The 26651-nt window shown below is 52.2% G+C and carries 25 protein-coding genes; 13 read left to right on the forward strand and 12 right to left on the reverse strand.

Translation table 11 applies throughout. From position 1 onward, the window contains the following. Nucleotides 1–29 precede the first annotated feature (29 nt). The 8 genes from KI809_RS05025 to KI809_RS05060 all read right to left on the reverse strand — a co-directional run bounded on the left by KI809_RS05025 (nucleotide 30) and on the right by KI809_RS05060 (nucleotide 7690). Nucleotides 30–650, reverse strand: coding sequence for a flavodoxin family protein (locus KI809_RS05025; protein WP_214170384.1), 621 nt, complete (start codon nucleotides 648–650; stop codon nucleotides 30–32). Between the two features lie 416 nt (nucleotides 651–1066). Then, nucleotides 1067–1618, reverse strand: a complete 552-nt coding sequence (locus tag KI809_RS05030; protein ID WP_214170385.1) for a YkgJ family cysteine cluster protein — start codon at nucleotides 1616–1618, stop codon at nucleotides 1067–1069. A gap of 124 nt (nucleotides 1619–1742) precedes the next feature. Then, nucleotides 1743–2270 carry a flavodoxin gene (locus KI809_RS05035; protein ID WP_214170386.1) on the reverse strand — a complete coding sequence of 176 codons (528 nt, stop codon included), beginning with the start codon at nucleotides 2268–2270 and terminating at the stop codon, nucleotides 1743–1745. 18 nt (nucleotides 2271–2288) lie between these two features. Continuing rightward, complete coding sequence (locus KI809_RS05040) at nucleotides 2289–3437, reverse strand: MBL fold metallo-hydrolase (RefSeq protein ID WP_214170387.1); 1149 nt, start codon at nucleotides 3435–3437, stop codon at nucleotides 2289–2291. 38 nt (nucleotides 3438–3475) lie between these two features. Next, complete coding sequence (locus KI809_RS05045) at nucleotides 3476–4717, reverse strand: multidrug effflux MFS transporter (RefSeq protein WP_214170388.1); 1242 nt, start codon at nucleotides 4715–4717, stop codon at nucleotides 3476–3478. Nucleotides 4718–4734: 17 nt separating this feature from the next. Next, complete coding sequence (locus KI809_RS05050; protein ID WP_214170389.1) at nucleotides 4735–5565, reverse strand: SDR family oxidoreductase; 831 nt, start codon at nucleotides 5563–5565, stop codon at nucleotides 4735–4737. A 35-nt stretch (nucleotides 5566–5600) separates the two neighbouring features. Next, nucleotides 5601–6788, reverse strand: coding sequence for an iron-containing alcohol dehydrogenase (locus KI809_RS05055; RefSeq protein ID WP_214170390.1), 1188 nt, complete (start codon nucleotides 6786–6788; stop codon nucleotides 5601–5603). Nucleotides 6789–6856: 68 nt separating this feature from the next. Next, the gene (locus KI809_RS05060; protein ID WP_214170391.1) at nucleotides 6857–7690 is read right to left on the reverse strand and encodes an SDR family oxidoreductase; all 834 of its coding nucleotides are present in this window, start codon (nucleotides 7688–7690) and stop codon (nucleotides 6857–6859) included. A gap of 189 nt (nucleotides 7691–7879) precedes the next feature. Between KI809_RS05060 and KI809_RS05065 the strand changes: the two genes are divergently transcribed. From KI809_RS05065 to KI809_RS05090, 6 genes are all read left to right on the forward strand, one after another. Then, entirely contained in the window at nucleotides 7880–8794 is a 915-nt protein-coding gene (locus tag KI809_RS05065; protein ID WP_435052243.1) for an AraC family transcriptional regulator, read from the forward strand. 369 nt (nucleotides 8795–9163) lie between these two features. Next, nucleotides 9164–9484 (forward strand): hypothetical protein, encoded by a 321-nt coding sequence (locus KI809_RS05070; protein ID WP_214170393.1) that lies wholly within the window; start codon nucleotides 9164–9166, stop codon nucleotides 9482–9484. Nucleotides 9485–9838: 354 nt separating this feature from the next. After that, on the forward strand, nucleotides 9839–10795 hold the full coding sequence (gene secF, locus KI809_RS05075; RefSeq protein WP_214170394.1) for a protein translocase subunit SecF: 957 nt from the start codon (nucleotides 9839–9841) through the stop codon (nucleotides 10793–10795). 55 nt (nucleotides 10796–10850) lie between these two features. Beyond that, nucleotides 10851–11699, forward strand: a complete 849-nt coding sequence (locus tag KI809_RS05080; RefSeq protein WP_214170395.1) for a YitT family protein — start codon at nucleotides 10851–10853, stop codon at nucleotides 11697–11699. A gap of 105 nt (nucleotides 11700–11804) precedes the next feature. Further along, the gene (gene rnk, locus KI809_RS05085; RefSeq protein WP_214170396.1) at nucleotides 11805–12221 is read left to right on the forward strand and encodes a nucleoside diphosphate kinase regulator; all 417 of its coding nucleotides are present in this window, start codon (nucleotides 11805–11807) and stop codon (nucleotides 12219–12221) included. Nucleotides 12222–12304: 83 nt separating this feature from the next. Further along, a complete protein-coding gene (locus KI809_RS05090; protein ID WP_214170397.1) occupies nucleotides 12305–13231 on the forward strand; it encodes a rod shape-determining protein in 927 nt (308 codons plus the stop codon). Between the two features lie 492 nt (nucleotides 13232–13723). Here KI809_RS05090 and KI809_RS05095 read toward each other — a convergent pair whose 3' ends face one another. After that, entirely contained in the window at nucleotides 13724–16261 is a 2538-nt protein-coding gene (locus tag KI809_RS05095; RefSeq protein ID WP_214170398.1) for an ATP-binding protein, read from the reverse strand. 320 nt (nucleotides 16262–16581) lie between these two features. Between KI809_RS05095 and KI809_RS05100 the strand changes: the two genes are divergently transcribed. The 7 genes from KI809_RS05100 (at nucleotide 16582) to KI809_RS05130 (ending at nucleotide 22811) form a co-directional block, all read left to right on the forward strand. Next, entirely contained in the window at nucleotides 16582–17253 is a 672-nt protein-coding gene (locus KI809_RS05100) for a cobalamin B12-binding domain-containing protein (RefSeq protein ID WP_214170399.1), read from the forward strand. 17 nt (nucleotides 17254–17270) lie between these two features. Then, nucleotides 17271–18284, forward strand: a complete 1014-nt coding sequence (locus tag KI809_RS05105) for a uroporphyrinogen decarboxylase family protein (RefSeq protein WP_214170400.1) — start codon at nucleotides 17271–17273, stop codon at nucleotides 18282–18284. Further along, nucleotides 18281–18877 carry a DUF1638 domain-containing protein gene (locus KI809_RS05110; RefSeq protein ID WP_214170401.1) on the forward strand — a complete coding sequence of 199 codons (597 nt, stop codon included), beginning with the start codon at nucleotides 18281–18283 and terminating at the stop codon, nucleotides 18875–18877. Before KI809_RS05105 ends, KI809_RS05110 begins: the two co-directional genes overlap by 4 nt. Next, complete coding sequence (locus tag KI809_RS05115; RefSeq protein WP_214170402.1) at nucleotides 18874–21003, forward strand: PAS domain-containing hybrid sensor histidine kinase/response regulator; 2130 nt, start codon at nucleotides 18874–18876, stop codon at nucleotides 21001–21003. The genes KI809_RS05110 and KI809_RS05115 overlap by 4 nt, the downstream gene beginning before the upstream one ends. A 117-nt stretch (nucleotides 21004–21120) precedes the next feature. Then, on the forward strand, nucleotides 21121–21459 hold the full coding sequence (locus tag KI809_RS05120) for a hypothetical protein (RefSeq protein WP_214170403.1): 339 nt from the start codon (nucleotides 21121–21123) through the stop codon (nucleotides 21457–21459). A 14-nt stretch (nucleotides 21460–21473) separates the two neighbouring features. Beyond that, nucleotides 21474–22472, forward strand: coding sequence for a serine hydrolase (locus tag KI809_RS05125; RefSeq protein ID WP_214170404.1), 999 nt, complete (start codon nucleotides 21474–21476; stop codon nucleotides 22470–22472). A gap of 24 nt (nucleotides 22473–22496) precedes the next feature. Further along, a complete protein-coding gene (locus KI809_RS05130; protein ID WP_337833276.1) occupies nucleotides 22497–22811 on the forward strand; it encodes a GIY-YIG nuclease family protein in 315 nt (104 codons plus the stop codon). Nucleotides 22812–22851: 40 nt separating this feature from the next. Here KI809_RS05130 and sppA read toward each other — a convergent pair whose 3' ends face one another. From sppA to ovoA, 3 genes are read right to left on the reverse strand one after another with little or no spacing between them, the layout of a single operon-like run. Continuing rightward, nucleotides 22852–23817, reverse strand: coding sequence for a signal peptide peptidase SppA (sppA, locus tag KI809_RS05135; RefSeq protein ID WP_214170405.1), 966 nt, complete (start codon nucleotides 23815–23817; stop codon nucleotides 22852–22854). A gap of 58 nt (nucleotides 23818–23875) precedes the next feature. Then, nucleotides 23876–24418: a hypothetical protein gene (locus tag KI809_RS05140; RefSeq protein ID WP_214170406.1), complete on the reverse strand. Its 543-nt coding sequence runs from the start codon at nucleotides 24416–24418 to the stop codon at nucleotides 23876–23878. 45 nt (nucleotides 24419–24463) lie between these two features. Beyond that, nucleotides 24464–26572 (reverse strand): 5-histidylcysteine sulfoxide synthase, encoded by a 2109-nt coding sequence (gene ovoA, locus KI809_RS05145; RefSeq protein WP_214170407.1) that lies wholly within the window; start codon nucleotides 26570–26572, stop codon nucleotides 24464–24466. Nucleotides 26573–26651: the final 79 nt, after the last annotated feature.

Here is a 26651-nt window from a genome sequence, read left to right on the forward strand (position 1 = left end):
TAACCTGGGCATGGTGCACAACATCCCAACTAATGTAACTCTACAGCAAACTTAGGAAATGGGGAGGTTACGGAGACAGCGGCCAAGGCCGTTCCAAGCCAGGCAATTGTCTGCCCGAGATGGCTCATATTCCGCATGGCCTCCTCGTCGCCATTGACCTCGCCTTTATCCGTTCCCATTCCAAGATTCCAGTACAATGAGCCGGGAACAATCATGGAAGATATGAGGAACATGTTGTTGATGGTATTGAACACATGGGTCGCACCGCCACGTCGGACCGCCACGACTGCTGCGCCGATCTTGCCGCTGAATGCTCCGCCGTTGGCCAGCGCAACAAAGCCGGCTCGATCAATCAGAGCCTTTAATTCCGAGGTCACATCAGCAAAATAGGTCGGAGAACCAAGGATTATCGCATCCGCTGCGTACATCTTTTCCAGGTACTCGTTAATAGGATCGTTCTCGATAATGCAGCGACCATTGCGCTTCTCGACGCACTTCATGCAGGCCATGCAACCCCGAACCGCTTTCCCCCCAATCCGCAAAACCTCAGTGTCCCATCCGGCGGCTTCCAGAGGTTCGAGCACCTTTTTGAGCAAGATTTCCGTGTTACCGCCCGGCCTCGGGCTTCCGTTTATCGCTACAGCTTTCATATCATCTCCTTTCACCTGATGCTGATAACCTCGTTGATGATTTCACTGTAACGAAGAATGAGCAAAGGTAGATAGACCGATCCTGTTGAATTATTGCCTGATAGTGCGAGGTTTTAAATTATTGGCGTGTAAGGAGTAGCAGGGCTGTTTGGGATGTTAGCGAATCTATAGATTGGGAATGAAGCAGTTATACGGTAGATCCTGGATTTACAGCATGAAGATTGCACTCAGGATTTAGGAAGCAGGGATTGCCCGATGAGATGACAAATAGACGTCAGCACAGTGGTCTTTGCAAGATGGGCTGCTAGAGCGTCTAGGGTATGCTGAAACAGCAAAGGCGGCCGATTGGCCACCTTTTGATTGTCTCCGATCAACCCGTTTCCATCAGCACGCCGTCATTATCCCAGAAGATTCCGTCAAACATCTGTATCCATCCCTGACTGAACCGAATTCGCTGCCGCAACGCCGTAGCCCCCTTGATATGACCCCAGAACCCTCGCCAGATGCGGTTTGAGGCTGTCAAACAATTGCAGAGTGGTGTCATTCGGATTCCGGCAGTAATGGGCCGTGGCGCCGAGATTGAAATAGACGCGGCAGGCAAACGGCCGGACGCCGTAGATGCCGCAGTTTTTCCTGGCCAGGTTGAAAAAGGGGCAATAGCCGGAATCGTCGTTCCGTTGTGGCAATAGATCCAGCAGCTGACTCTCGGCGGCAAACACATCGGGACGGCAGCGGCAGCAACAGCCGGTCGCACAGCCATGTGAACCGATTTCTCCCCGGCAGAACGAATGGGTGATGATCTTGCGGCCAAACCGGTCCGCTGCCCGGTACAGAAACGAAACCTGGCGCGATGAATCTGCTCCGGCCCGTTCACACCAGATGACCCGCCGCTTCAGGTGTTCAATCTCCCGGGCAAGCACCGCTTCACGGTTAACAGCCGCGCTTTTCATGGAAATAATGCCTGGCATTCAGCATCACCTCTGCAAAATTATTTGACTTAACCTGGTTCAGATACTTATTTACCCGTGGTCTGTCAAGACGGCAATTGCATAGCCGCAAACGGAATTACTCAAAGCAGGAAATACTTTGTTATTAGATTAAATCGTGCTTCTTCAACCAGTTCGCCACATCATTATCCGCCCTGCCAACAGTGCTGCCTTTTATCGCCAAACCGGATAAGACCTTTGTCGTTGGACAAAGCTTCTTGATATCGCGTTCACTGCTGCCCAAGCCACTCCCCTCGTGGGTGCAGTAGGGAACGATGGTCTTTCCCGAGAAATCGTATGATTCCAGAAACGTAAATACCGCCATTGGCATCGTCCCCCACCAGTTGGGATAACCGAGATAAATGACCTCATACGAATCCATATCGGCAACTGTTGCCGTAAGTTCTGGTCGGGCGTTTTGTCTCAGTTCATCCTTTGAGACTTCGGTTGTTTCCGTATAGTCTTCCGGATACTGGTTTACGGTCTCGATCTGAAACAGGTCGCTACCGGTCAATCCCTGGATTTTCTTAGCAATCAGTTCAGTATTGCCAACCGGCAGATTGACAATACTGCCGCTCACGTAGTTGTTGCCTCTGCGTGAATAATATACACTCAGGCACTTTTGCTTTGCCATTTCATATTCCTTTCCATCTTAATCTTTACTCAGTTCATATTCTTTCGACAGCTGGCTGCCTCTTGACCTGTACCTGCCGGGTTCTTTAACCCGATCCACCGATCCCCACCAGTGTCGACCACGGCCGGTGCTTTGCAGGCTGACCGGTTCCCCCATCTCGGGCGTCAGAACCGTAATCTGCTGTGCCTCACCCAATGCGACCGCGCGGTCAAGCGGGTTGTGCCAGGAGTGCATGGACAGATCAAAGGTGCCGTTGTGGATCGGCAGCATACTTCGGCCCTTCAGGTCAATATTCGCCTGGATGCTCTCTTCCGGATGCATATGCACCCCCGGCCAGTTGGCATCATAAGCACCCGTTTCGAGCAGCGTCAGATCAAAGGGGCCGTATTTTTCGCCGATCTTCTTGAAGCCGTCAAAATAGCCGGAGTCGCCGCTGAAGAAGAAGCGCCGGTCGGCGGCCAGGATAACCCATGACGCCCACTGGGTGCGGTTCTTATTGAAGAGCCCCCGACCGGAAAAGTGCTGCGCCGGGGTAGCAACCAGGCGGATGCCGGCGACTTCCGTCTCCTGCCACCAATCGAGTTGTCTCACCTTTGCCGCGGGCACACCCCAGTCAACCAGAATGTCCCCTACTCCCAGCGGCGTCAGGAACCAGTCGGCTTTGCCGGCCAGTTGCCTGATGGAATCCTGATCCAGGTGGTCGTAATGGTCGTGAGAGATGATCACGCCCTTGATCGGGGGGAGCTCGGCAATGCTGATGGGGGGAGCGTGAAACCGCTCCGGCCCGAAGAACTGGATTGGGGAGGCCCGCTCGGAGAACATCGGGTCAGTAATCCAGAAAGCATCAGCCAGTTTCATAAGGACGGTCGAGTGCCCAAGGCGATAGACCGTGCTGTTCGGCGCATTCAGCAACTGCTCTCGGGTCACTCGCTGGACCGGGATCTGTCCGGAGGGGCGGGTATTCGCCGGTTTGTTAAAAAAGAAATCCCAGAGGATGCGGGCATGCTCTAGCTGCCCGCCTTTGGTCACCTTGACGGGATTTTTCAGGTCACTCTCCAGGGACAGCGCTGAGCGGGTGTGGGCGGCGCTGCTGTTGTTCGCGAGTATCGTGGTTGCCATAAGGATAAGAACTCCCAAAATCAGGGTAAGGAAAAGGACTCGCTTCATCAGTTCATTCCGTGAACTCAAAGGATATCGGGATGCCGTTAATCATCAGCACGCCTGGGTACCGGCCTGAGTAGCAACATGGAAAGTAGGCAGCCTATGCCACACATGGCAACCACCAGTCCCAGCGGCCAGGGTGTTCCGTTCGACCAGAGTCCGACAAGCCCGGAACCGACGATGCCGCTACCATACTGAACAGCCCCGGTCAGGGCAGAGACGGCTCCGGCCCGCTGCGGAAAGTCGGCCATAGCCCCGGTAATCGAGTTGGCGACGATGAGGCCGGTAGTTGAAGCAAACAGAAACAGCGGCACAACCAGCCCCCACAGCCCACCCAGGCCGCTATGGGCGACGAAGCCGGCCCAGATGCCGGTGGCCATGGCCGCTATGGTTCCAAACAGCAGAATCCGGTCATAGCCGAAACGGCCCACCAACCATCGGTTCATGATGTTGGCCAGCATAATGCCGATGATGCCGAGCCCGAACAGAAAGCCGTAGAGTTGGGCCGGGACATGATAGAAGCTGATATAGACAAAGGGAGTTCCAGCAACGTAGGCAAACATACCAGCATACAGGAAGCCACCGGCGCCAAGATATCCCAGCAGACGTCGATTCTTCAGAAGCTCCAGATAACGCAGCAAAGCTTTGCCGAGAGATTCCGGATTACGATTGTGCTCAGGCAAAGTTTCGGGAATGGTGTAAAGCGCGCCCAAGGTCACCAGCCCGACCACGACCAGAAGCCAGAAGATAGCCCGCCACCCAAACATGGTAACGATCTGACCACCGACCAGCGGCCCGGCCAATGGCATGATCGCCATGACCGTGATCAGGGTCGACAGCATCTGTGCTGCCTTTGTTCCTTGGTAAAGGTCACGCACCATCGCCCGCGACAGGGCAACACTTGCGCAAGCACCAAGTGCCTGCACGATCCTCCAGCCGATCAGTGTCATTGCACTGCTCGACAGTGCACAACCGGCCGAGCCGATGACGAACAGGATCAGCCCGCTGCCGATAGCCAGTCGGCGGCCGTAGCGGTCACTGATCGGCCCCCAGAGCAACTGACCCGAACTGAAACCAATCAGATAGCCTGAGATCGTCCATTCGAGCATCCCGGCACTGGCATGCAAGGCATTACTCATGACCGGCATAGCCGGCAGGTACAGGTCGGTAGAAATGGAGGCAAATCCCATCAATAGACTGAGCACTGCGAGGAAATACCAACCGGGGGCAACTGGCGTCAAAACGTCAATCTCTCCCTCTGCTTCTGCGTGTGATAATCCGGACATAAAAACATAAACCTCTTTTATTCTTTCGATTTCAGCGGACCATAGAAAAACGATGCGGTGGCACCGCCGTCGATAAGAAAATCCGCGCCGGTGATGAAGGCGCCCTGATGGCTCATGAGCAGTTCTGCGACATTGGCAATTTCATCCGCCGTGCCGGGGCGACCCGCTGGGCAATTCGCGAACATGTTCTTGTAAAAATCACCTCGCGGACCGTTGAACTCATCGATGGCCAGCGGGGTGACCACGATGCCCGGGGAGATGGAGTTGATGCGGGCGCCTCTCTCTCCCCACTTGACAGCCTCTGCCATCACCCGCTTCACGTTGCAGCGCTTCGCCATCTGATAGGCATGCAGGGTGCTGTGAATGTTTTCCGGTTGCAGGACTTCGAGGGCGAACAACTCTTCCGTGGGGGTCGTTGCCAGCTGTTCATCGATCTCGGCGCTAAGTGCTGGCATGCGGTAGCCTGACTGGCTTGAAATCGTAACGCCCACTCCGCCCCGCTTGATGACCTTGCCGACCTCTTCCAGCAAGACGGCGGTGCCATAAAGATCCACCTTCAGGATGGCTTCAATGGGAGCCTGGCTGGGGGAGAGCCCCGCCGAGTTGATTAGCATGGAGATCTCGCCATGTATTTTTGCCTTGGCAATCATGCTCAGGATGGAGTCCCGTGACGAAAGGTCCATCTCCATGGGAATCACATCGAACCCGGCATTGGTCATGGTCAGAGCCACCGCTTCAGCGTTCGCCATCTTGTAGTCGCCCACAATGATCTTCATACCGAAACCGACCCTGCGAGCGATGGCCATGCCGATCTGCCCGGCACCTACCAGAATCATTACGTCTTTCATGGGTAATTCTCCTTAACGGCTGGTCAACTGTTGAATCAGAAGGCCATTCGCATGATCTGAAGCGCCTCATCCTTGCCAATGGACGTGAGGATGCCCAGGTTTCCGTTTTCCACAGCTTTCTCTGCCATGACCTCCAGGTCTTCTTCTTTGACTCCAGCCTCACGTAGGTTCGCCGGCATCTTGATGGCTGCATAGAATGCCTCTAATGCCTCGATACCTGCCTCTGCGGCAATGGTATCATCCTTTTCAGAAACCCCCATGACATTGCGGGCGAATTGCGCAAATATAGGCAGCTGTTGCGGAGCGGTACTTATGGTATGACGCATCCAGGATGGTGTGAGGAGCGCCAGGGTGACGCCATGGGTCATGTCATACATGCTTGAGAGTTCGTGCCCCATGCCGTGCAGCGGGAATGGAAAGCCGGGCTTGCCGAGCACAAACTGGAACCCAGCCAAAGCCATGGAACTGGCCCACATGATGTTGGCCCGGGCGTCATAATCCTGCGGATCGGCCAGGATCTTCGGGGCCTCCTCCAGCACTGCCTTCATAACCCCCTCGTTCATGCGGTCCTGAACCGTGGCGGCCACATCAGGTGTGAAATACTGCTCCATGAGATGGCAAAGGATATCCGCGACGCCGGCCATGGAATGATGTTCCGGCACCGTATAGGTGTACTCCGGGTCAAGAATGGAGAATTTGGGATTGAGCAAGGGGTGAAGAACGACTTTTTTCTTATGATCCTCACCAACGGTGATAACGCCGCCCATATCCAGCTCAGAACCGGTCCCCGCCATTGTCAGAATTGTTGCCAGCGGAGCAACTGCGGTAATCCTGGACGAAATACCTGACTCATCGACAAAGAGATCGGTGACCGGTCCATCATATTTCACCCCAGCGGCAATGGCTTTGCAAGCATCGAGGGTTGATCCCCCACCAACGCCAAGAATGAAATCACAGTTGTTGTCACGATAAATCCTGATACCTTCTTCCACGCTTTCAATTCGCGGGTTTGGCTGAATACCGTTCAATTCCACAAACGAGATACCTGCTCCATTCAGTTGTGAAACAGTTGCGTCATAAATACCATTTGCTTTGATACTCCCTCCGCCGTAGGCCAGTAAAACCTTGCTGCCGCCATGTGACTTGATGGTATTGCCAAGGATATTAATTTGCCCCTTGCCGAAATAGGCAGTCGTTGGAATCGTGAAAATAAAGTTGTTCATGCTTAATCTCCTATTGGTTACCCTTTGTTCCTTAACCTTCAATTTTGAGTTACGAACCTGTGCAGTCATCAAGCCGGGGTCGGCAGCTTGCCAGCGCGCATCGCCGCAATGACGCCACCGTCGATCAACAGGTCGCTGCCGGTTACAAATCCTGCGTCAGGTCCTAACAGATAGCTGGCCGCTATGGCGATTTCCTCCGGTGGCGCCATACGACCGGCAGGTGAGGCAGCGATCATCGCGCGGTATCCGTCGCCGATTGACGAATTCAGCTCATGCTGCGCGAGTGGTGTTGCGATGATCCCAGGACTGATCGAGTTGACACGGGCACCACGTGCACCCCAGCTGATGGCAGCGGCCTGGACGCGAAGGTTGTTGGCACGTTTGGATATCATGTAACCAATCATCGAGTTGGGAACGGCATCGGGTTGCAGGAACGGCAGGGCGAGTAGTTCGTCCGCGGGCGTAAAGGCCAGTGCGTGCTCCTGTTCGGGCGGTAGCGCTGGCATCATGTGTCCGGCCATGCTGGAGATGATGAGGCCAGCACCACCAGGTGCGATGACGCGCTCGAACTCCTCGAACACGACAGCAGAGCCGTAAAGATCAACCGCCAGCACCCGATCTACTGGTGCCATGTTAGGCGACAGGCCAGCTGTGTTGACGACGCTGACCACATTCCCCAGCGCCGCTGCCGCATCGACCAGAGCCCGCACCGACTCCCGCGACGATACATCAACGGATTGCGTGGCGACGGCATAGCTGGCTTCGTCCAAAGCCTTTGCGGCGGAAGACAGCGTCTTGTCGTTGAAATCCGCAAGCAGGACGGTCTTTCCGAAACCCTGTCTGCGGGCAATAGCGAGCCCAATTCCTCCAGCTCCGATCACAACAACAACATCATTTTTCATTTGAGTCTCCTTTCGTCTGTCCGATTCAGCCTTGTTGATGATTTCAATCTACTCCCGAAAGATGGAGGACCGGTAGACTGATCCTGTCGAATTATTGCCTGATCCTGCCAAACATCGAAAATAGGTTGTAACGCCGAAAGGGGTTGAGTAGTATTTAATCAGGAGGCAGTTATGGAAAATACAGCAGATATGCGGAATATTGAGAATGGTAGTTCTGTTGCATCAATTGACACACTGCGTACATCTATTGCACGATGGACCGAACATGGAGAATTGCATACGACGGCCGTCCCGGGTTTGTCACTCTTTCGTCGGGATGAGCCCACAGAGCCGATTAGTGGTGTGTATGAGCCAAGTATCTGTCTGGCAGTTCAAGGATCAAAGCGGGTTCTTCTGGGTGAGGATACCTTTGTGTATGATGCGCAGCATTACCTGCTCACGTCGGTACATCTACCGATCATTGTACAGATCATCGAGGCATCACCTGAAAAGCCGTATCTAGGGCTCAGGCTGAAATTCGATCTGCGCGAGGTTTCGCAATTGATGGTGGACAGTAATCTGCCCCAACCACGCTCATCACAATCCAGCCGTGGCATGGCAACTGGCGAAGTGACGCTAGCGTTAGTCAACGCATTCATACGCTTAATCGATCTGCTTGATGATAAAATGGATATTCCGATCCTGGCACCTGTTATCCAGCGTGAAATCATCTATCGCTTATTGGTGGGCGATCAGGGGGAGCGGTTGCGCCAGATAGCAACGGCAGGGAGTCAGAGCCAGCAGATCGCCAAAGCAATCGGTTGGCTGAAAAGCAACTATTCCAAGGCCATCAGCATGGACGAACTTGCGGCGCAGGCAAATATGAGTACGTCGACCTTTCATCATCACTTCCGGTCATTGACTGCGCTCAGCCCGTTACAGTACCAGAAGCAGCTGCGCTTACAAGAAGCCAGGCGCCTTATGCTAGCAGAACGCATGGATGCGGCTAACGCTGCATTTCAGGTTGGCTACGAGAGCCCATCCCAGTTCAACCGTGAATACAACCGCATGTTTGGAGCGCCACCCTTACGGGACATCACAGCTTTGCGTCAAATGGTCCAATAGAGGAAGTCAAATTGGACAATGGCCGTTTTTCTCAGGAGAAACGGCCATTTTTACTGCATATTGCTTGTTTGTTTCTCTAATAAAATCAAATGGTTTGTTGTATTACACAATCAGCTCTCCGTCCTTGAAAATCGAGTTCGAGTCCTGTTAGCCAATAAGTTCAGCGACCATGGGACATGTGTGTCCAATCTTGCTAGGTTACCTTGGGCCTAATCCGATTTGGATCGTTGTTATTACCAATGTTGTTCGGTATATGGGAAGTGAGTCAACAACCGTCTGATAATACACTAATACTTAATACTGCTTGCACCTGATAATGGTTTCGTATAGGTTTGTGCTATGAAATTGTTAGGAGTTTATCTCACAAACATGAAATACTTTTTGCCGTTCGTCATGCTGGCGGCAGTTCTATTTATTTCCCAAGGGATAAGTGTACCTAATTTCCCCAATCCGCAGGAACCCAAGCTATCAAGTACACAAAAAGCCAAAACATCCAACAGCGCTGTTGTCAATACGCAGTCAAAACACTCCCAATACAAGACCGTAAAAACTGCCTCTTTTTTAGCTCTTTCCGGCAATTCGTATGATTTTAAGAATCTTGTTGACCACATTTCTCCGCCACAGAATGAATCTCAGACCTTTATTTCTGCTGTAATTGCATCTATTCCCGCGAGAGCTCCACCCGCTTAAACCCTGTAGTTTCCTCAAAACTTGATAACCCGTTAATTATCATAACCTTTGTGGTGCCATAGGCATTGCCATAGGCGATGAATTCTTATTTTTTGCCCAGTTGGGCATTAAAGCAAAGACTTCAATCAGCCTTTGGTTCGTGTGCCGGTCTGCTCCTATGCTGGAATCCAGGGTAGCCGTCGGCATTCATAATCAAAAGGAACATCACCCATGACCAATCATTCATGGTGCGTGAGTCTCATTCTGATTTTCGCGCTGATATCGTTTATCTATCTTACAGTCACAACAAAGGTGGTCTTTGACAGCATACTCAAGCGCTTTCAGGTCAAGCGGCTCAGCATATAGGAGAAAACAATGCAATTTATCAAAAATACCAAGATCGACTTTATAGGCATGAGAAAGATCACCTTCGTCATTTCGGCTATTATCGCCATTGTGGGGATCATCGGCATTGTACAGATATCCAGAAATGCCGCCAATATGGGGATCGATTTTTCAGGGGGGACATCGGTACAGCTCAAATTCAGCCAGCCTGTTTCTCTGGAAACGGCCAGGACACTTCTTGCCCGGAACAGCCTCAAAGAGGCACAGTTGCAGGAGATCAAAGAGGGTAACCGACTGCTGATCAAGGTCGGCAAGACCAGCATGGCGACAGGGAATGTTGCTGAGGTCATCAATGATGCCTTCAAGAAAGAGTTTCCCGGCAATGACTTTGTCGTAGAAAGTTCCACGGAGATCGGTCCTTCGATTGGCGACAAACTCAAGACGGACACCTTGATAGCGGTGGGGCTCTCCATGGTTGGGATTATTTTCTATATTGCCTGGCGTTTTGATTTCAAATTCGGTGTTGGCGCCATAGTTGCCACACTTCATGACGTGCTGGCAATGGTTGCCTTGTTTTACGTCATGAACAAGGAGATCAACCTGCTGTTCGTTACCGCTGTCCTGACGATTGCCGGCTACTCCCTTACCGACACGGTGGTGGTCTTCGACCGGATACGGGAAAACCTCAACAAGTGTCTGAACGAGCCAATGGAGCATCTGTTCAATACAAGCATCAATGAAGTGCTGTCACGAACAGTGATCACCTCACTGACCACCTTTCTGGCGGCAATATCGCTGTATCTGTTCGGTGGCGAAGTCATCCACGATTTTGCCCTGGCTCTGGTTGCCGGAGTAGTCATTGCCACCTACTCATCGATATTCATCGCGAGTCCGATTGTGGCGGAATTAGAAAGCCGACGGGGAAGTCCCATTAGGTTGAAAGAATCTCCAGTGGAAACGCAACAGACAGAAGTTGGGAGTCAATAAACATGCAGGCTGTGAAACAACTTACACTTTTTATGGTTATTGAGGGACTTTCAATATGAAATCTCTGAAGCGGGAAATAATTAACGTCACACTGATTGTCCTCGGGATCTTTTCGGCAGGCATGGGATTGAAGGGATTTTTGATGTCCAGTCACTTTATCGATGGCGGAGTTACCGGCATCTCCATGCTGTTGTCAAAGGTGCTGGGAGTCCCGTTGCCGATCCTCATTCTGCTTATCAATCTCCCGTTCATAGCTCTCGGCTATCGCCAGATTGGTGGCAGGTTCGCATTTAAAAGTACGTTGGCGATAGCCGGACTAGCCGGATGTATCGCGTTGGTCAAGTTCCCTGATATTACCCCTGACAAGCTATTGACAGCCGTATTTGGAGGTTTCTTTATCGGGGCGGGCATCGGGCTCGCGATAAGGGGTGGTGCTGTCCTCGATGGCACTGAGATCGCCGCAGTTCTGATCAGCAAGAGTTCGCATCTGTTGAAAGTCGGCGATGTCATACTGATCCTGAATGTTTTCATCTTTTCGGCAGCAGCATTTATCCTCGGGATCGAGTCAGCGCTCTATTCGATTCTCACTTACCTGGCTGCTTCGAAAACCATTGATTTTCTGATCCACGGCATCGAGGAGTACACCGCTGTTATCATCATATCAAGGCAGAGCGATGCGATACGGCATGCCATCGTTAACCGATTGCATCATGGCGTTACTATCTACACCGGTCGTCGCGGCTTGTCAGGATCGGAGCAGGATATTTTGCACTGTGTGGTCACCCGGCTTGAGATCGGCAGCGTAAAGCTTGTCGCCCAGGAGATAGATGAATCGGCATTTATCCTGACTCACCCTTTGGGTGACGTTGATGGAGGAATGGTTAAACGCACGGGTCTCAAATGATCACATGGCGTGGGCCGGTTGCGCGGATTTTTAGACTGCCCGCTGATGTTTTAGTTCAATAGCACAGCATGATTGCAGGATTATTATTGAAAGGACACTTATATTATGGACGCAAGGACAATATACATAACTGAATACGACGTATCGAGGCTCGAAGATCTACTGGAATTAGCGAAGGAGTTCAACTACCGAGACCGTGAAGATCTCAAAAAACTGGAAGAGGAGTTATCAGTAGCCAAGATTGTTGACTCGCAAGAAATTCCTCCGAACATTGTGACAATGAACTCCAAATTCAGGCTGCGCGACTTGAATACAGACAAGGAGATGGTCTTAACTCTGGTATTCCCCAAGGATGCAAATGTTGAGGAAGGAAAGATCTCCGCGGTTTCTCCTATCGGCACAGCAACTCTTGGTTATTCGGTTGGCGACACCATAGAATGGAACATTCGTTCAGCAGCAAAAAAGTTCAAAATCGAAGAAATCCTTTACCAGCCAGAGGCAGCTGGGGACTTTCATTTATAGTTCTTGATAAAGGATATTTCCCTGCACAGGGAGATTCGAATCTTTTGGTTGAAAGAATTTAGTGACACAAGTGGAGGAGTGATATGGCACATTTGTGGGGTCGCCCGGTCTGGCGACCCGATATCGCCATAGACCTGGGCACAGCGACAATCAGGGTTGCTTCCAAATTGCATGGGCCAATAGTTTGCTCATCTGAAACAGGTGCCATCTCTGCACTCTGTTCAGGTGTAGTTGTTAACATAGAAGCAGTGGTGGCGATTCTTGAGCCTATTGTGTCAAAAACAAGATCAATGGGGATCCTCCGCCCACGTGCAGTGGTGTGTGCACCAACCGATGCCAGCATCAGCGAGCGAGAGGCTATTATCGAGAGCGTTTCCAAAGCTGGCGCAGCGTCAGTCGTTGTCGTACCGGAACCACTTGCCGCAGCAGTTGGCGGTAAAGTCGATATTGCGTCACCATATGCGCAGATGGTTGTTGATATCGGCGAAGGGGTAACCGACTGTGCTATTATCAGGTCTGGTAAAATTATTGGCGCCGCAGCCGTTAGAGGAGGGTGCAGTGACTTACGAAAGGCAGTACAGGCAGAGGTATATCGACGGCGGAATTTCCGAATCCTCAAACATCATGCAGAGGAAATTTTGCGTATTGGGCTGGCTGATCAGAACTATTACGCAGGGAAGGCTCATCCTGTCTCTGAAAACACAGCCTCTTCAGTAGTGTCATTAATCAGCCGAGAAGAAGCGCGGCAAGTTGTTTGGCCGGCAGTCGAGACAATTACCAACATGATAAAAACATTTTTCAAGGATGTGCCGCATTCCCTCGGTAGTGAAATAATTGACAACGGAATCCATTTAACTGGCGGAGGCGCTCTGCTAGCTGGTATGCGAGGAATAATCCAGTCGGAGACGAAGATTTCAGTAGCGCCAGTTTACAATCCCCTAGAAGCTGTCGTTTTGGGGGCTCGTGCCATGCTTCCCATTGTCGCGATGCTTAATATGTGGAAGCGGTGATTTGGACTTCGACCCACCATTGGCACCCAAGGTTAACCCGCCCAAGATTGGTTTCAATCAAAAATTAGAATGTTAACGATGTAAGGGGTTGTTCAACGCCGATCAGGGGGCAAAGTTGGATGCCGATTCACAAAGGTCAACATACAGCACTAATTGTCACTTTATGCTTCCATTTTGCACTTGCTGTCACTAAATGCTTCCACACCTCTCTTTGAGGGGTGTAAAAACGTAGAAAAATCCCATGAATGTTGTCAATATATGCTTCCAATTGTTGTCACTTTATGGTTCAAGTTACAAATCTGTAACTTGAACCATAATCTGTCCGTTTTGGACAGTTTATACTTCCACCTCCCTTTGACACGTTATACTTCCAGTTTAATTGTGGACAGATATTTACAGACTTCAGGTGCTTCATAAAGAAAAGCCACCCCGAATCGGGGTGGCTTTTCACATTTTGTTCCGCAAGCGCCTCAATATAAGAAATATTAAAAGTTACGTTAGCAACTTTATGGCTGCTCTCAAATTCGTCGAGCTAAACGGTTTCTGGAGTACCCCTGCTATCTCTTTGCCAGTAAAGAGATTGGCAACATCATGCTCACTATAACCGCTGCTGATTATGACCTTTACTGCGGGGTTTATTGCTTGAAGCTGAGAATACGCCTGTTCGCCACCCATTATCGGCATGGTAAGGTCGAGGATGACAAAGTCGATAGTATTGCTATGTCGTTTATAGAGTTCCACCGCCTCAAGGCCGTTGCTTGCAGTGATAGTCTCATAACCGAGCATTTTAAGCATCTGAGTGCCAAGGTCCCGTACTGATTCTTCGTCATCAACCAGCAGCACTGTTTTTGTTTCATTGGTGGCTGCAACCGGTGCCTCTACACTCTCAACAATTATGGCCGTTTCAGTGCTTGCTGGCAGCAGTACCGTAAACGTCGTTCCCTTGCCCACCTCACTTTTTACATTGATAGTCCCCTTATGGCCTCGAACAATACCTAGTACAGCAGCCATCCCCAATCCACGTCCGGTGAATTTTGTCGTAAAGAACGGGTCGAATATCTTGGCAAGAGTTTCCGTGTCCATACCGCAGCCGGTATCACTGACTTCGATGCTGACGTAGGTATTTGCTGGCAATCCCGTATTTATCCATAAATCCTGTAAGAATCCGGAATCATACATAGCCTGAGCGGTCGTTATGGTAATTACACCTTGCGTATCGCTGATTGCCTCTGCGGCATTGATGGTAAGATTTACGATAACCTGTCGAATCTGGTTTGCATCGGCGAGTACAGGCTTAAGTGGCCGGGTAAGGTTAAGCCGAATGGCACTCCCAGATAAGGACCCTTCCAGCGATTTAACTGTTTCCTCCACCAGATGATTGATGTCGAGCGAATCGACGACAAACCTGCCTTTACCTGAATATGCCAACATCTGTTTGGCAAGCTCGGCTGCACGAAGGGAAGATTTTTCAATTCTGCGCAGATGCTCTGTGACAGGGGAGTCGGAATCGAGTCGCATCAAGGCGAGTTCCGTATTGCCGAGCACCGAAGTAAGGATATTGTTGAAGTCGTGGGCTATGCCACCAGCAAGCACCCCAAGACTCTCCATTTTCTGGGCATGAAGCAGTTGTTTTTCGAGCCTGAGGCGATTCTCTTCCGCCTTCTTATGCTCAGTGATGTCACGGGTTATACTCAGCAGTGAAACAATCTGATTCTGCGAATTTCTAAGGGGTACGGCATGAGTTTCCAGCCAGCAGTGGCCACCTTTAAGACCTTGTACTTCAAATGCCAGACTACCTGATTCTCCGGTAAAGACTTTTCGGGTGAGTGCCATGAAGTCGTCACGATATGCGGGCAAGATGAGTTGGCTAACATTTTGACCCCGAACCTGCTCCAGCGAATCTGCCTCTATCATATCCAACCCGGCACGGTTCATATTCAGGAGGGTCCCGTCTTCTGCCAACTGCTTTACACATTCGGGTTCGGTCTCGATGATAGTGCGCAGTTCTGCTTCACGCTCGGCAATCTGCTGTTGCACCTGAACTAAAGCACTCTGTCGGCGACCTGACAACCTGAAGAAGAAGATTGTTGTTGCTGTGAGCAGCAGAAAACCGGCTATGTGTGCATAGATGCTCTGGCGCCACTCGGCAATGACACTGTCGTAATCACGGGAAACAATTACCGCCAGTGGTGATTTTGGTACGTTGTGGAATATGGACATTTTGACGACCTGTTCGAGCTTGACCTTGTTGCGATGACGGGTCGTAGGCTGGCCGGATTGAATGTGTTCGGTATAGGCTATGCCTCCCTTAAGATTCTTCCCTATCAAGCTAGAGGAAGGCACTATATTGAGAATATCGCCGTTAAGGTTGATAAGCAGAGACTGGACTCCAGGCTCAAACACGTTCAGTTTGAGAGCATCATCGAAAAAGGAGGATTCCAGCGTGGCGGCAACTACCCCAATAAAGCGGCCATTGCTGTCACGAATAGCCCGTGATTGGGTAGTTGCGATAATGCCACTGCGCGTTTTAAAGGGAATTGAGATATGGTAATCATCTTTCTCAGGCGCATTTTTGTGAACTGTGAAGTATTCCCGGTCGGCAGCATCGAAACCAACAGCTTTCTCGTCTTTTGTGTGAACTCGAATTCGACCGTTGGCATCAGTTATCAGCAGACTGCGAATCTCAGGCAGTTGCCGTAAGTAGCCCTTCAATAAATCTGTCTGGTCCTCGACTGACATGCCTGGATGGTCATGTAAATCAACAATGATGCTCCCCATCATCAGGTTTACACTACGCAAAGCCCCAGAAATACGTGCTTCGCGCTCTCTGGCACGCACTTCCAGTAAGCGGTATTCCTGCTGCATGACGTTGCTGTAGCTGACATACGCATTCCAAGCTGTCCAAGTACCGACAACTAAAATAATGACCAGAACACCTACCCATAGAGGGACATTTCTACGCTCAGAGGAAGTAAGTGTAGCGTGCAAAGGCTTATTGGAAGTCGTTGTAGGGTTAGAAGATTCGTTCAAGCTCAACCTCGTCCGCTGTTCAGGAACGCAGATTCGTAGGCGTTAAGATGATTGATATATTTTCATGTGGCAATTATATCGACAATTTTCAATAATTCTGCAACTTCCTGAATAAATAATGGTAACGGGTTGATCTGGTAATTCACCTCTCATTCCCTCTACTACACATTTTGCCACCCCTGCAAAGGGGAAAGCTTATGCCTACCAAACCTTGCGCCAGGGGAAAACATGCGCCATCATCTTTCCGACAAGGTGAAAACATGATTTTTAATGGTAAAGTATAAGAACGTGCAAAGTTCCCAAGCGCAAAAGGGCTTACCATGAAACCTCATGAATGGAGTGAACAGTTGTTGGACGCCATGATCAATGCCGACCGCTCCGGTGCTGCGGAGCTGATCGGCAATGCTCTTGCGAACGGTATCGAGCCGCAGCAAGTGATTGCAGAGGTCCTTGACCCTGCCATAGTCCGACTTGGCCATTTATGGGAAAAGGAAACCATGTCGCTGGCGCAAAACTTTGTTGCCTCAAAAATAGCCGAAGATACCCTGCTGCGCTGTGTTCCTGATAAAACAGACAGCCTCTGCACCAAAGGTGCAATAGTCTTAGGCAACATCGAGGACGACTTCCACAGTCTCGGTCGCAAAGCCGTGGGGCTTTTCCTCTCCGCCGCCGGATGGGATGTTTATGATCTTGGCAATGACGTGCCTGCTGAGGAACTTCTGGAAAAGGCCATTGAAGTCAATGCCTGCGCTATTGGCGCCTCGGCCATGATGCAGACAACGGCGTTGAACATCCGCAAACTGCGTCAACTCATTGATGAACGCGGCCTGACTGACCGGATCAAACTGGCGGTAGGCGGCGCTGTTTTCAATTGGCGTCCAGAACTGGTAAGCGAAGTTGGCGGTGACGGTACGGCCAACAATGCCGTCGGCGCAGATGAGCTCTTCATGCGGTTACAGGCAGAGGTGATGAACAGGCAGGGCACACCATGAACTCCTATCAGAGAGTAATGGCAACATTAATGGGCCAACCGGTGGACCGCCTGCCGGTTTTTGCCGTATTGGGGGCATATGGGGCAAAACTCACAGGCGTGAACCTGCGGACCTTATACAGCGACGCAGCTGCATATTCAGCCGGTCAGGAGGCGGTGCTGCAGACATTCGGCTTCGACCTGGTAATGACACCGTTCATCTACACCGCTATCTCGGAAGCCTTTGGCGGGGAGACCGCCTGGAGTGAATCTCAAGCCCCCAACATGAAACGCCCCGGGATCAAAACTGCCGCAGCAGCGCTGTTGCATCCGTTGCCGAATCCGGAACAGACCGCCGGCCTGTCAGTTGTCCTGGAAGCGACACGGCGGCTGGCTGACCGCTATAAGGAACAGGTGCCGATCATTGCCGTGTTGCCAGGCCCAGGGATCATGCCTTCGCTGATAATCGGTTTGGAACAGTGGATCGAGACCGTCATGTTTGAAGAAGAACTGGCCGGAAGACTCCTTGACCATACTGCGCCGTTTTTTGTGTCATGGGCCAATGCCTTATTGGCGGCGGGAGCCGACTGCCTGGTGGTTACCGAAGGGACGGCAGCGGCCGAAATCGCGCCACGATCGCTGTTTGCCGAGCGGTTCCTTCCATATTTGACAACGACTTTTACCCAGATCAGCGGCCCCAAGGTGCTGCATCAAACCGGAGGCCGCATAACCCATAACCTGGACCTGTTTTCGGGCCTGGCCGGGCTGGTCGGTGTCGCCGTCGGCTCCAGGGATGACCTTTCCGAAGCCCGGCGGCTGATTGGCCCTGACATGAACCTGATCGGCAACCTGGACAATCTGAGCCTTCCGGCGCTATCAGCCGGTCAAATCTCGGAGATGAGCCGCTCTTGCCTGGATGCTGCCGCACCATCCGGCCACTATATCCTGTCCAATGCCGGGGCAGACATTCCACTGACCACACCACCCGAAAACCTGCGAGCCATGCTTTCAGCTGCTGCCGACTATTCGGCAGAAATTTCCGGCAACCGATGAACCCTCATACCATCTGGATCAGTTGCGGTGTAGTACGTGCCGAGATGGAGGAACTGCACCGCCGCGGGCTTATTGACGGTGAACTGCTTTTTCTCGATTCAATGCTGCATATGGATCCCCCTCAGCTTGAAACCAGGCTGACGGCAACCCTAGAACAACAAAAGGCTGGTAACGGCTGCCTGGTAATGGTCTATGGTGATTGTTCCGCTCACATGCTAGATTTGGTGCGCCGCTTCCATGTGGGTAGGGTCAGCGCCATCAACTGTGCCCAGTTGCTTGTCGGACGCGAACGCTATCGTCAGCTGATGCGCGAAGAAGCCTTTCTGGTACTGCCTGAATGGGCAAGCCGCTGGGAACAGATCATGAAGGATGAACTGGGCCTTAACAAGGCGACAGCACATGACCTGATGGGCGAGAATCGCGGAGTGCTGGTCTATCTGGATACCGGCCTGGCTTCAGTGCCGGAACAGCAACTACAGGAGTTTTCAACATACACCGGACTCCCCTGGCGCGTTGAAGCAGTATCCCTGGACACTATGCTTGCAGCATTAATGTCGGCCCGGACGGAAGCGCTTAAAGAGGAATCGGCATGAGCGTTGTGAAAACCAGCCGTGAATCCCATGCAGCATCGCAGTTGATGGCAATTGAGCTCATCTCGGGACTGCTGGTTTCCACCTCGCCACAGAAACTGGGAGAGGTCCTGACAGAACAGCTGCGGGAATTGAGCGGCGCCAAAACCGTAATGGTCCTGGCGCACCGCCCCGAGCCGGCGCCGAACGAATTGCTGCATGTCAGCCCGTTGCGCAGGGCAGATCTTTTTTCAGTGGCAGAACTCGACCTGTTTTGCCTCGAAAAGACACCTGGCGCGCTGCCTTATTCGCCAGATGAGCTTCCCGACCATCATCCCTTAAGAACCTTGTTACACCGGGTGGGCATCCAATCCGTTGCCCGGTTCGAGTTATGTGCCGGAGGCGAACCGGTCGGCCTGCTGCTGTTGTTTGACCTTCCAGAGCTTGAGCGAATTGCCGACACCAATCAGATCATCACTCTTCTGGCACCGCCCATTGCCCTTGCCCTTAAGAACTCGCTTGCCTATTCCCAGATCGAACAACAGTCTCAGGAACTGGAAAACCGAGTAAAGGAACGGACGCAGGAACTTCACCAGAAAAATATCGAGCTGCTGGAGAGCGAAAACAGGCTGCGCTATGCGCTGGAAGGTACCAATGATGGGCTGTGGGATGTGCAGTTGCAGGATGGAAGGACATATTTAAGTCCTCGCGGTTGCGAGATCCTGGGGTATCCAGCAGACGAGATTGACGATCTGTTGCAAGTCTGGTCCGACCTGGTTCATCCCGATGACATGCCTATTACTGAGGAGCGACTACAGGCCCATATAAAAGGTCAAGCCGAGATTTTTGAAGTTGAACAACGACTTCGGACAAAATCAGGTAGCTGGAAATGGATCCTTACCAGAGGGAAAGTAGTTGAGCGGGACCCGACCGGCGCTCCGCTTCGCATGACCGGCACGCATTCCGATATTTCTGAAAAGAAACAGCTCGAATCGCAACTGCAGCAGGCACAGAAGCTGGAATCAATCGGCCGTCTGGCCGGCGGCGTGGCCCATGACTTCAACAATCTGCTGACCGTCATCCTCGGGCATGCGGAACTGGCCCTGCTGAAGACGGACCCGGCATCACCGTTAATCGGTGACCTTACTGAAATCCGCAACGCTGCCGAACGGTCTGCTGACCTGACGCGGCAGCTCCTGGCTTTTGCCCGCAAACAAACCATTGCGCCCAAAGTGCTTGACTTGAATGAAACCGTAGCGGGAATGCTCAAGATGCTGCAACGGCTCATCGGCGAGAACATTCGGCTTGCCTGGCTCCCGGCAAACAACCTGTGGCAGCTCAAGGTCGATCCGTCGCAAATCGACCAGATCCTGGCAAATTTATGCGTCAATGCCCGCGATGCAATCGACGATGTCGGCAAAATCACCATTGAGACGGGAAACTGCACGTTTGACGCCGACTATTGTGCCAACAACGTCGGATTCAATCCCGGAGAGTATGTGCTGCTTGCCGTGAGCGACAATGGTCGCGGCATCGACCAGGGAACGATGGCACACATCTTTGAACCGTTCTTTACCACGAAAGGGGTCGGTGAGGGAACCGGTCTCGGCCTGGCAATGGTGTATGGCATTGTCAGGCAAAACAACGGCTTTATCACCGTGTACAGCGAGCTGGGTCAAGGGACAACATTCAGGGTATATCTGCCCCGTAATGAAAGCGATGAACAGCAGGCAAGTACCGCGAATGCTGCGAGCCCGCTGTCCAGGGGACAAGAGACCATCTTGCTGGTAGAGGACGAGCCGAGCATCCTGGTGTTGACCACGAAGTTACTCGAAAAGCAGGGCTACCGAGTATTGGCGGCAAACAGTCCGAATGAGGCAATTGTGCTGGCAAAAGAACACGCTGACGAAATTCAGCTGCTCATGACCGATGTGGTCATGCCGGAGATGAATGGCAGGGATCTCTTCAAAAATCTGATGTTTTTCTGCCCAAAGGTCAAATGCCTTTTCATGTCGGGATATACAGCCGACGTCATTGCCCACCATGGCGTGCTTGATGAACATGTGTACTTTATCTCCAAACCGTTCTCCTTATCGGATCTGGCAGCCAAGGTGCGTGAAGCTTTGGACAGTAAATCAGCAACCGGCTGAGACAGATGGCTTGCAGCCCCCCTTTGTTTGAGCTCAAAAAAACCGTAGAAAAATCCTGTTGAATATTGCCGATAGACGCTTACAATTGTTGCAACAAATTACTGCAAGGTACAAAAATTGTTAGAAGCGGCGAGCTACATACTGTTTTTCATGACGAGCGAAGTGGTTGTCGAAGGTTTTATGGCCTTGGCAGCATTTTTCTGCATAAGTTACCCAATTGCTCAGGGGCTGATCATGTACAGTGCCCACGAGGACCGGAAAGCTGTTGACCAAATGCTGAAGGAGCAAAAAAAACGGGCAGAAGCCAATGCACAACAGTTAGCACAACTAAAGGGCTATCCGCCCCCAGCCAAGGACAAGGCTGCGGTATCTGGTGCAGTGGAGGAAACTCTGACTGACGAACAACGGGAACTCGGGAGAAAACTGATAGCAGCGGCAAAGAGTGCGGGACATTAGGATTTACGGTCGTCATGACTAGACAAACTGTAAAAAGAATCGTGATCTGCTTGGTTTTTCCCGCTCTGCTCTTCGGCGCCGGCTGGTATGCCCACGACTGGCATGACCGCAGCTCCTCAAACATGCCCGAGCGCCGCGCCAGGCTTAGCGGCTTTAAATACATATCTCCGTTACTGGATGTTGAACTCCCCGAGGGATATGAGGTGAACCGGGAACCGATACCATTCAAGCAGAAGGTGGCAAAGTTCGTAGACCAACAGATCAAATCCGGAGCCGTCCGCAATATGTCGGTTTACTACCGGGACTTGTCGGACGGCCCTTGGTTCGGCATCAATGAACGGGCGAAATACCATCCGGCCAGCATGATGAAAGTACCGGTCATGATTGCCTGGCTCAAGCGTGCCGAGAAAGACCCGTCTGTTCTCAAAAGCAAGCTTACGTTTGATGAAAAAATTTATACCGGCCCACCGCAGAAATTGAAACCAGAGCAAACACTGCAGTCGGGACATAGCTATACAATTGAAGAACTGCTGCTACACATGATGCAGTTCTCCGACAATAAAGCGCTAAAGCTGCTCGGGTCTGTCATGTCTCAGGAGGAGTTCGAGTATGTCCTCGATAATATGGACATTACCAGCGATCCTGATTACGACCACAATTCCATCACGGTCCGAACCTATTCAGGATTTTTGCGTATTCTCTATAATGCATCTTTCCTGAATAAGGAAATGTCGGAATTGGCTCTGCAAATGATGAGTTCTCAGGATTTTCCCCAAGGCATGGCTGCCGGGATTCCGCCAGGGGTGAAACTCGCGTCGAAATTCGGCGAATATTGGACCAAGGAAAATCCTAATCTTTACCAACTGCATGAGTTTGGGATCGTATACCACCCCAAAGGGCCATATATATTGGGAATCCTGACCCAGGGGCATGATGGCGAGAAGCAGGCGGATATCATCAGGGCAGTATCGGAAATAGTTTATAAATCCGTTGATATGCCCAATCGAAAATAACGCCCTCCTGAGCCATGGGTCAAAGTGACCGGCTTTGAGAGTGCACGGCGACAGAAAGATAGTATTCACGATGGCGCCACAATGAACTGGCAGGTCTATATCATCCTCTGTTCTGACGACACCCTTTACACGGGAATTACTACAGACATGGAGAGAAGGTTCCAGCAACATGCGGCAGGGGGAGGAGCCAAGTATTTTCGAGGCAGGCAGCCACTTCAGGTGGTTTATCTGGAAAGGGGCCACAGCCGATCTTCTGCCGCCAGGAGGGAGACCCAGATCAAATCAATGAATCGGCCAGAAAAGGAATTGCTGGTGTCACAACAAGCAACTTCATTTTAAAACCCGTATCAATTACAAACAATACCTTCGGGGCCTATTTTCAGGGACTCCACAGGTACATGTATCCACCACCCGAAACAGCCCCCATACTGCCTCCAAGCAACTCTACCAAGCCGTCTTTCTCAGCTGCGCCGGAATAAATGCTCCCTTTGAAATTATCGGAACGGTAATAGGTAACAACTCGCGCGTCTTCCTCGCCAACTTTACCCCGCAAATCTTTTATTGCCTCGTCAAGATACCGGATTTTATCAATCAACTTGGCTTGTAGCGCCTGGTCTGCGGTGTAAATTCTGCCATCAGCAAGCTGGCGCAGTCCATCGCGAGTCAGAGCATTGCCGGGACGAGCCATGATAACGTCGAGAAACCGCCCGTAGAACTGGTCAATTATCTCCTGGCCAAGGCGAACCTCTTCAGGAGTGGCTTTGCGAAAGATGGACATGATATCTTTCTTGTCCCCCGACTTGATGGTCTGCTCTGCAACGCCGATCTTTGCCATCAACCCTTCAACGTTGAACTTTACCAGGATGACACCGATGCTGCCGGTAATAGCTGTGGGATGGGCAATGATTTCGTCGGCAGCAGAGGCAATATAATAGGCGCCCGAGGCGCCAACACTCATGATACAGGCGATGACCGGGACCTTTTTCCGTTTTTTGAACTCAGTGAGGTCATGGTGAATGATATCGCTGGCAGTGATGGTCCCGCCCGGTGAGTTTATCCGCAGGATGATAGCGGCAAGGTTCTTGTCCTGTTCGGCCTTGAGCAGGGATTCGCGGATATAGGACACCATTGACGGCGCCGGCTTGCCGATCAGCCCTCCTGATTTTTCCTGTTCGGAGATGGTGCCGTTGATTTCAAGCAGCAGGATTTTCTTGGTGCCGTCCCCTTCAAGGACCTGCTCTTCCAATGGGCTGGGCTTTTGTACCAGAGGCACGTTAACAAAGGCACACCCTGAAAGGGCCGCCAGCAGCAGACAAAAAATAGCGCCAAAAAATTTTCTCTTCATCGCAAACTCCATATCTCAAATCAACATAGCTGCCAGAGTATCCACTAGCCTCTGCAGGTCAACGGGCAATCCCATGGCAGGCGAGGTAGACAAGGTATCCGACACTACCATAAAGCAGCACACTTTTCCAATTGAACGCCACCTTCAGGTCGGTCGTTGACGGAATAGCTCCATAGACAAGCAGGTACATCATCGCATATAAGCCGATGGTCGAGGATACACTTGCCCGGAACAACGTCGTCCAGTAGCAAAACAGGAAATAGGCAACACCGAGCAGCAGCAACGGAGAGAGGGCCACCAACGGGGCTGTCAGCGGGTTCAGGTTGTGAAAACTTACCGACCCAAGGACCAGTTTCCCATTATCTGACCGGGGCAACAGGGTAAAGCCCTGCAGCCGTGCCCGGCAGAGCCGCCCCATGAGGTAATGAGAACACTCATGCGCCAGAGTCGGCAGAAACGACCAAAAGAAGATCAGGAAAACACCGCTCCGAAGCACGAGCCGTCTGGCAACCATCAACAGGAAAACGAAGACAATGCCGCACAGGTGCCAGAATGGCGGAAGAGCTAAGGTTTCGTGCCACGCCGCTGAAAGTGTCGTCATATTGGACCAATAATAGCATTGTATCTGCGGTCCTGCATTCAAGTTCTATCTCAGCTGCCACGCTGTCAGTTCGGCAATGCTGTGCTGGAACTTGCGCCGGGTTTCCCGAATGACAAACGGGACGTCGCGCGGCGCTCCGAGCAGGCTAAAATGTGGCGCCAACGCCTCTTTCAGGCCATCCAGGGTCCAGACCGGCTCACCGCTATCGCGATAGCCTCCCAGCCACTCTTCCTTCTTGGTATACTCCTCCAGCCAGGTACAGGGTGAGGTGATCACCAGCAGCCCACCGGGGTTCAACCGCTCATGGATAGTCGCCAGAAACTTGCGTGGCGAATAGAGCCGGTCGATCAGGTTGGCTGCCAGCACCAGGTCGTAGCCGGTGAATTTTTCCGGCAGGTTGCAGGCATCGGCCTGATAGAAATCGACCTGCTCGCGAATACCTGCCAGCCCCAGCGCCGCCAGATCAATCTCGTGGAATGAGACCACGTCCCCTTCTTCAGGAAGTTCATAGCGCAGATACCCCTCTTCCTGCATCCGCGCTGCCAGCCGGAAGAAGCGGGTGGAAAAATCCAGCCCTGTCACCCGGCTAAAGCCGCCCCGGGCCAGTTCAAAGGACGCCCGCCCCACCGCGCACCCCAGATCCAGGGCATGAGCTTTGGGACGATCGGCCAGCAGCTCCAGGCAGATCGCGGCAACGGTTGCCGGGAAATTGGGGACGCCGAAATGCTCCGGTCCGTAGTGGGCGTCACAATACTGGGCCGCCAGGGTATCGGTTTCGTACTGGTCCTGATGGATCTCGATCGGCGCTGCGCTCTCGACGTAGCGGAATCCGGCATGCTGGAAGAAGTGGCGGCGGAAGGCGTAACGCGAGTCCCGGGTCGCCTCGTTGCCGGTGGAGATCCACGATCCCCCCTTGATCAGGTTGTGCCTGGTGTCAAAAGTGGGGGTGGAGAAATCATCGTACCAGGGGTGGATCTCAAAGCCATGAAACGGGTAGATCGGGGTTTCGGTCCACTGCCAGACATTCCCCAGCACGTCATAAAAATCACCGGTTTTGAAACGATCGATCGGACAGGATGACGCCCACTGTTCCAGGTTGATATTGCCCGGCGCCTGCTGCCAGTAGGGCTGATCCGGAATAGCACAGAGATCGCGCAGCCGGTTCCACTCATCCTCGGTGGGAAGCCGGACCGGCAATCCCGTTTGCGCCGATTTCCAGTTGCAGAACGCCTTGGCCTCCAGATAATTGACCTCAACCGGCCAGTTCCAGGGCAGATCAATCACCGACGCCATGGTGCGCAACTGCCAACCAGCCCCGTTCCTTATCCAGAACAGCGGCTGCTCGGCCTGCTTGAATTCCCGCCAGTGCCATCCTTCCTCGGTCCACCATTGCCTTTCCAGGTAGCCGCCGGCCTCGACAAATGCCAGGAATTCCCGGTTAGACACCAGGTATTCAGCAGCCTTGAACCCGGCAACCTCGGCTTCGTGGAGACCGTACTCGTTGTCCCAGCCGTAGAGCGGGTGATTCCTCTGCTTGCCCAGCACCACCTTGCCTCCGGCCACCGGCAACAACCGGTTGGCCGGCGGCTCCCCGGCTTCGCGGCAGATCTCCCACTCCGGCAGCTGCACTACCTGATCGATAGGGAGCTGGCGGATCAGCACCGATGAGGTCTCCAGGTGGATCCGTTCATGCTCGATCCCCATCATGATCCCCCACCAGGGGGATTCCCAGTTTATGGGAAGGGAGAGCGGCAGCTTCCGGATCAGCCCGTCCACCAGCTCGCGGGCCTGGTCACGGTAAGCCTTCACCTGCTGGCGGGTCGGCCAGTCATAGTGCCGCTCGTCCAGGTCGTCCCAAGACATCTCGTCAACTCCCACGGCAAACATCGACTCGTACTTGGGATTGATCCGCTGTTCGATGACCCGGGCAATGGTCAGCTTGTTGATGAAAAAGGTGGCGGTGTGGCCGAAATAGAAGATCAGCGGGTGGCGCAGCCGGTCAGCCCGCAGATAAAAGGTGTCATCGTATTTGAGGGTGTCGTAGAGTTTTTCGTCGATATCGAAAGTTTTGTGGAAATAGTCGAGGATTTCGGCCCGCTTCTGCTCCGGATCCCCTTCATGCAGAATTATGGTTTTTGTCGCGCGCGTTTCCATTGTCATCGCTCCCTTTATCGACAGTCCTGTAAGCCTTGCTTCTATTGCAGATTAAACGCTAGACCTGCCTTTGTCCATT

It is taken from the genome of Geoanaerobacter pelophilus, assembly GCF_018476885.1.
GTDB lineage: Bacteria > Desulfobacterota > Desulfuromonadia > Geobacterales > DSM-12255 > Geoanaerobacter > Geoanaerobacter pelophilus.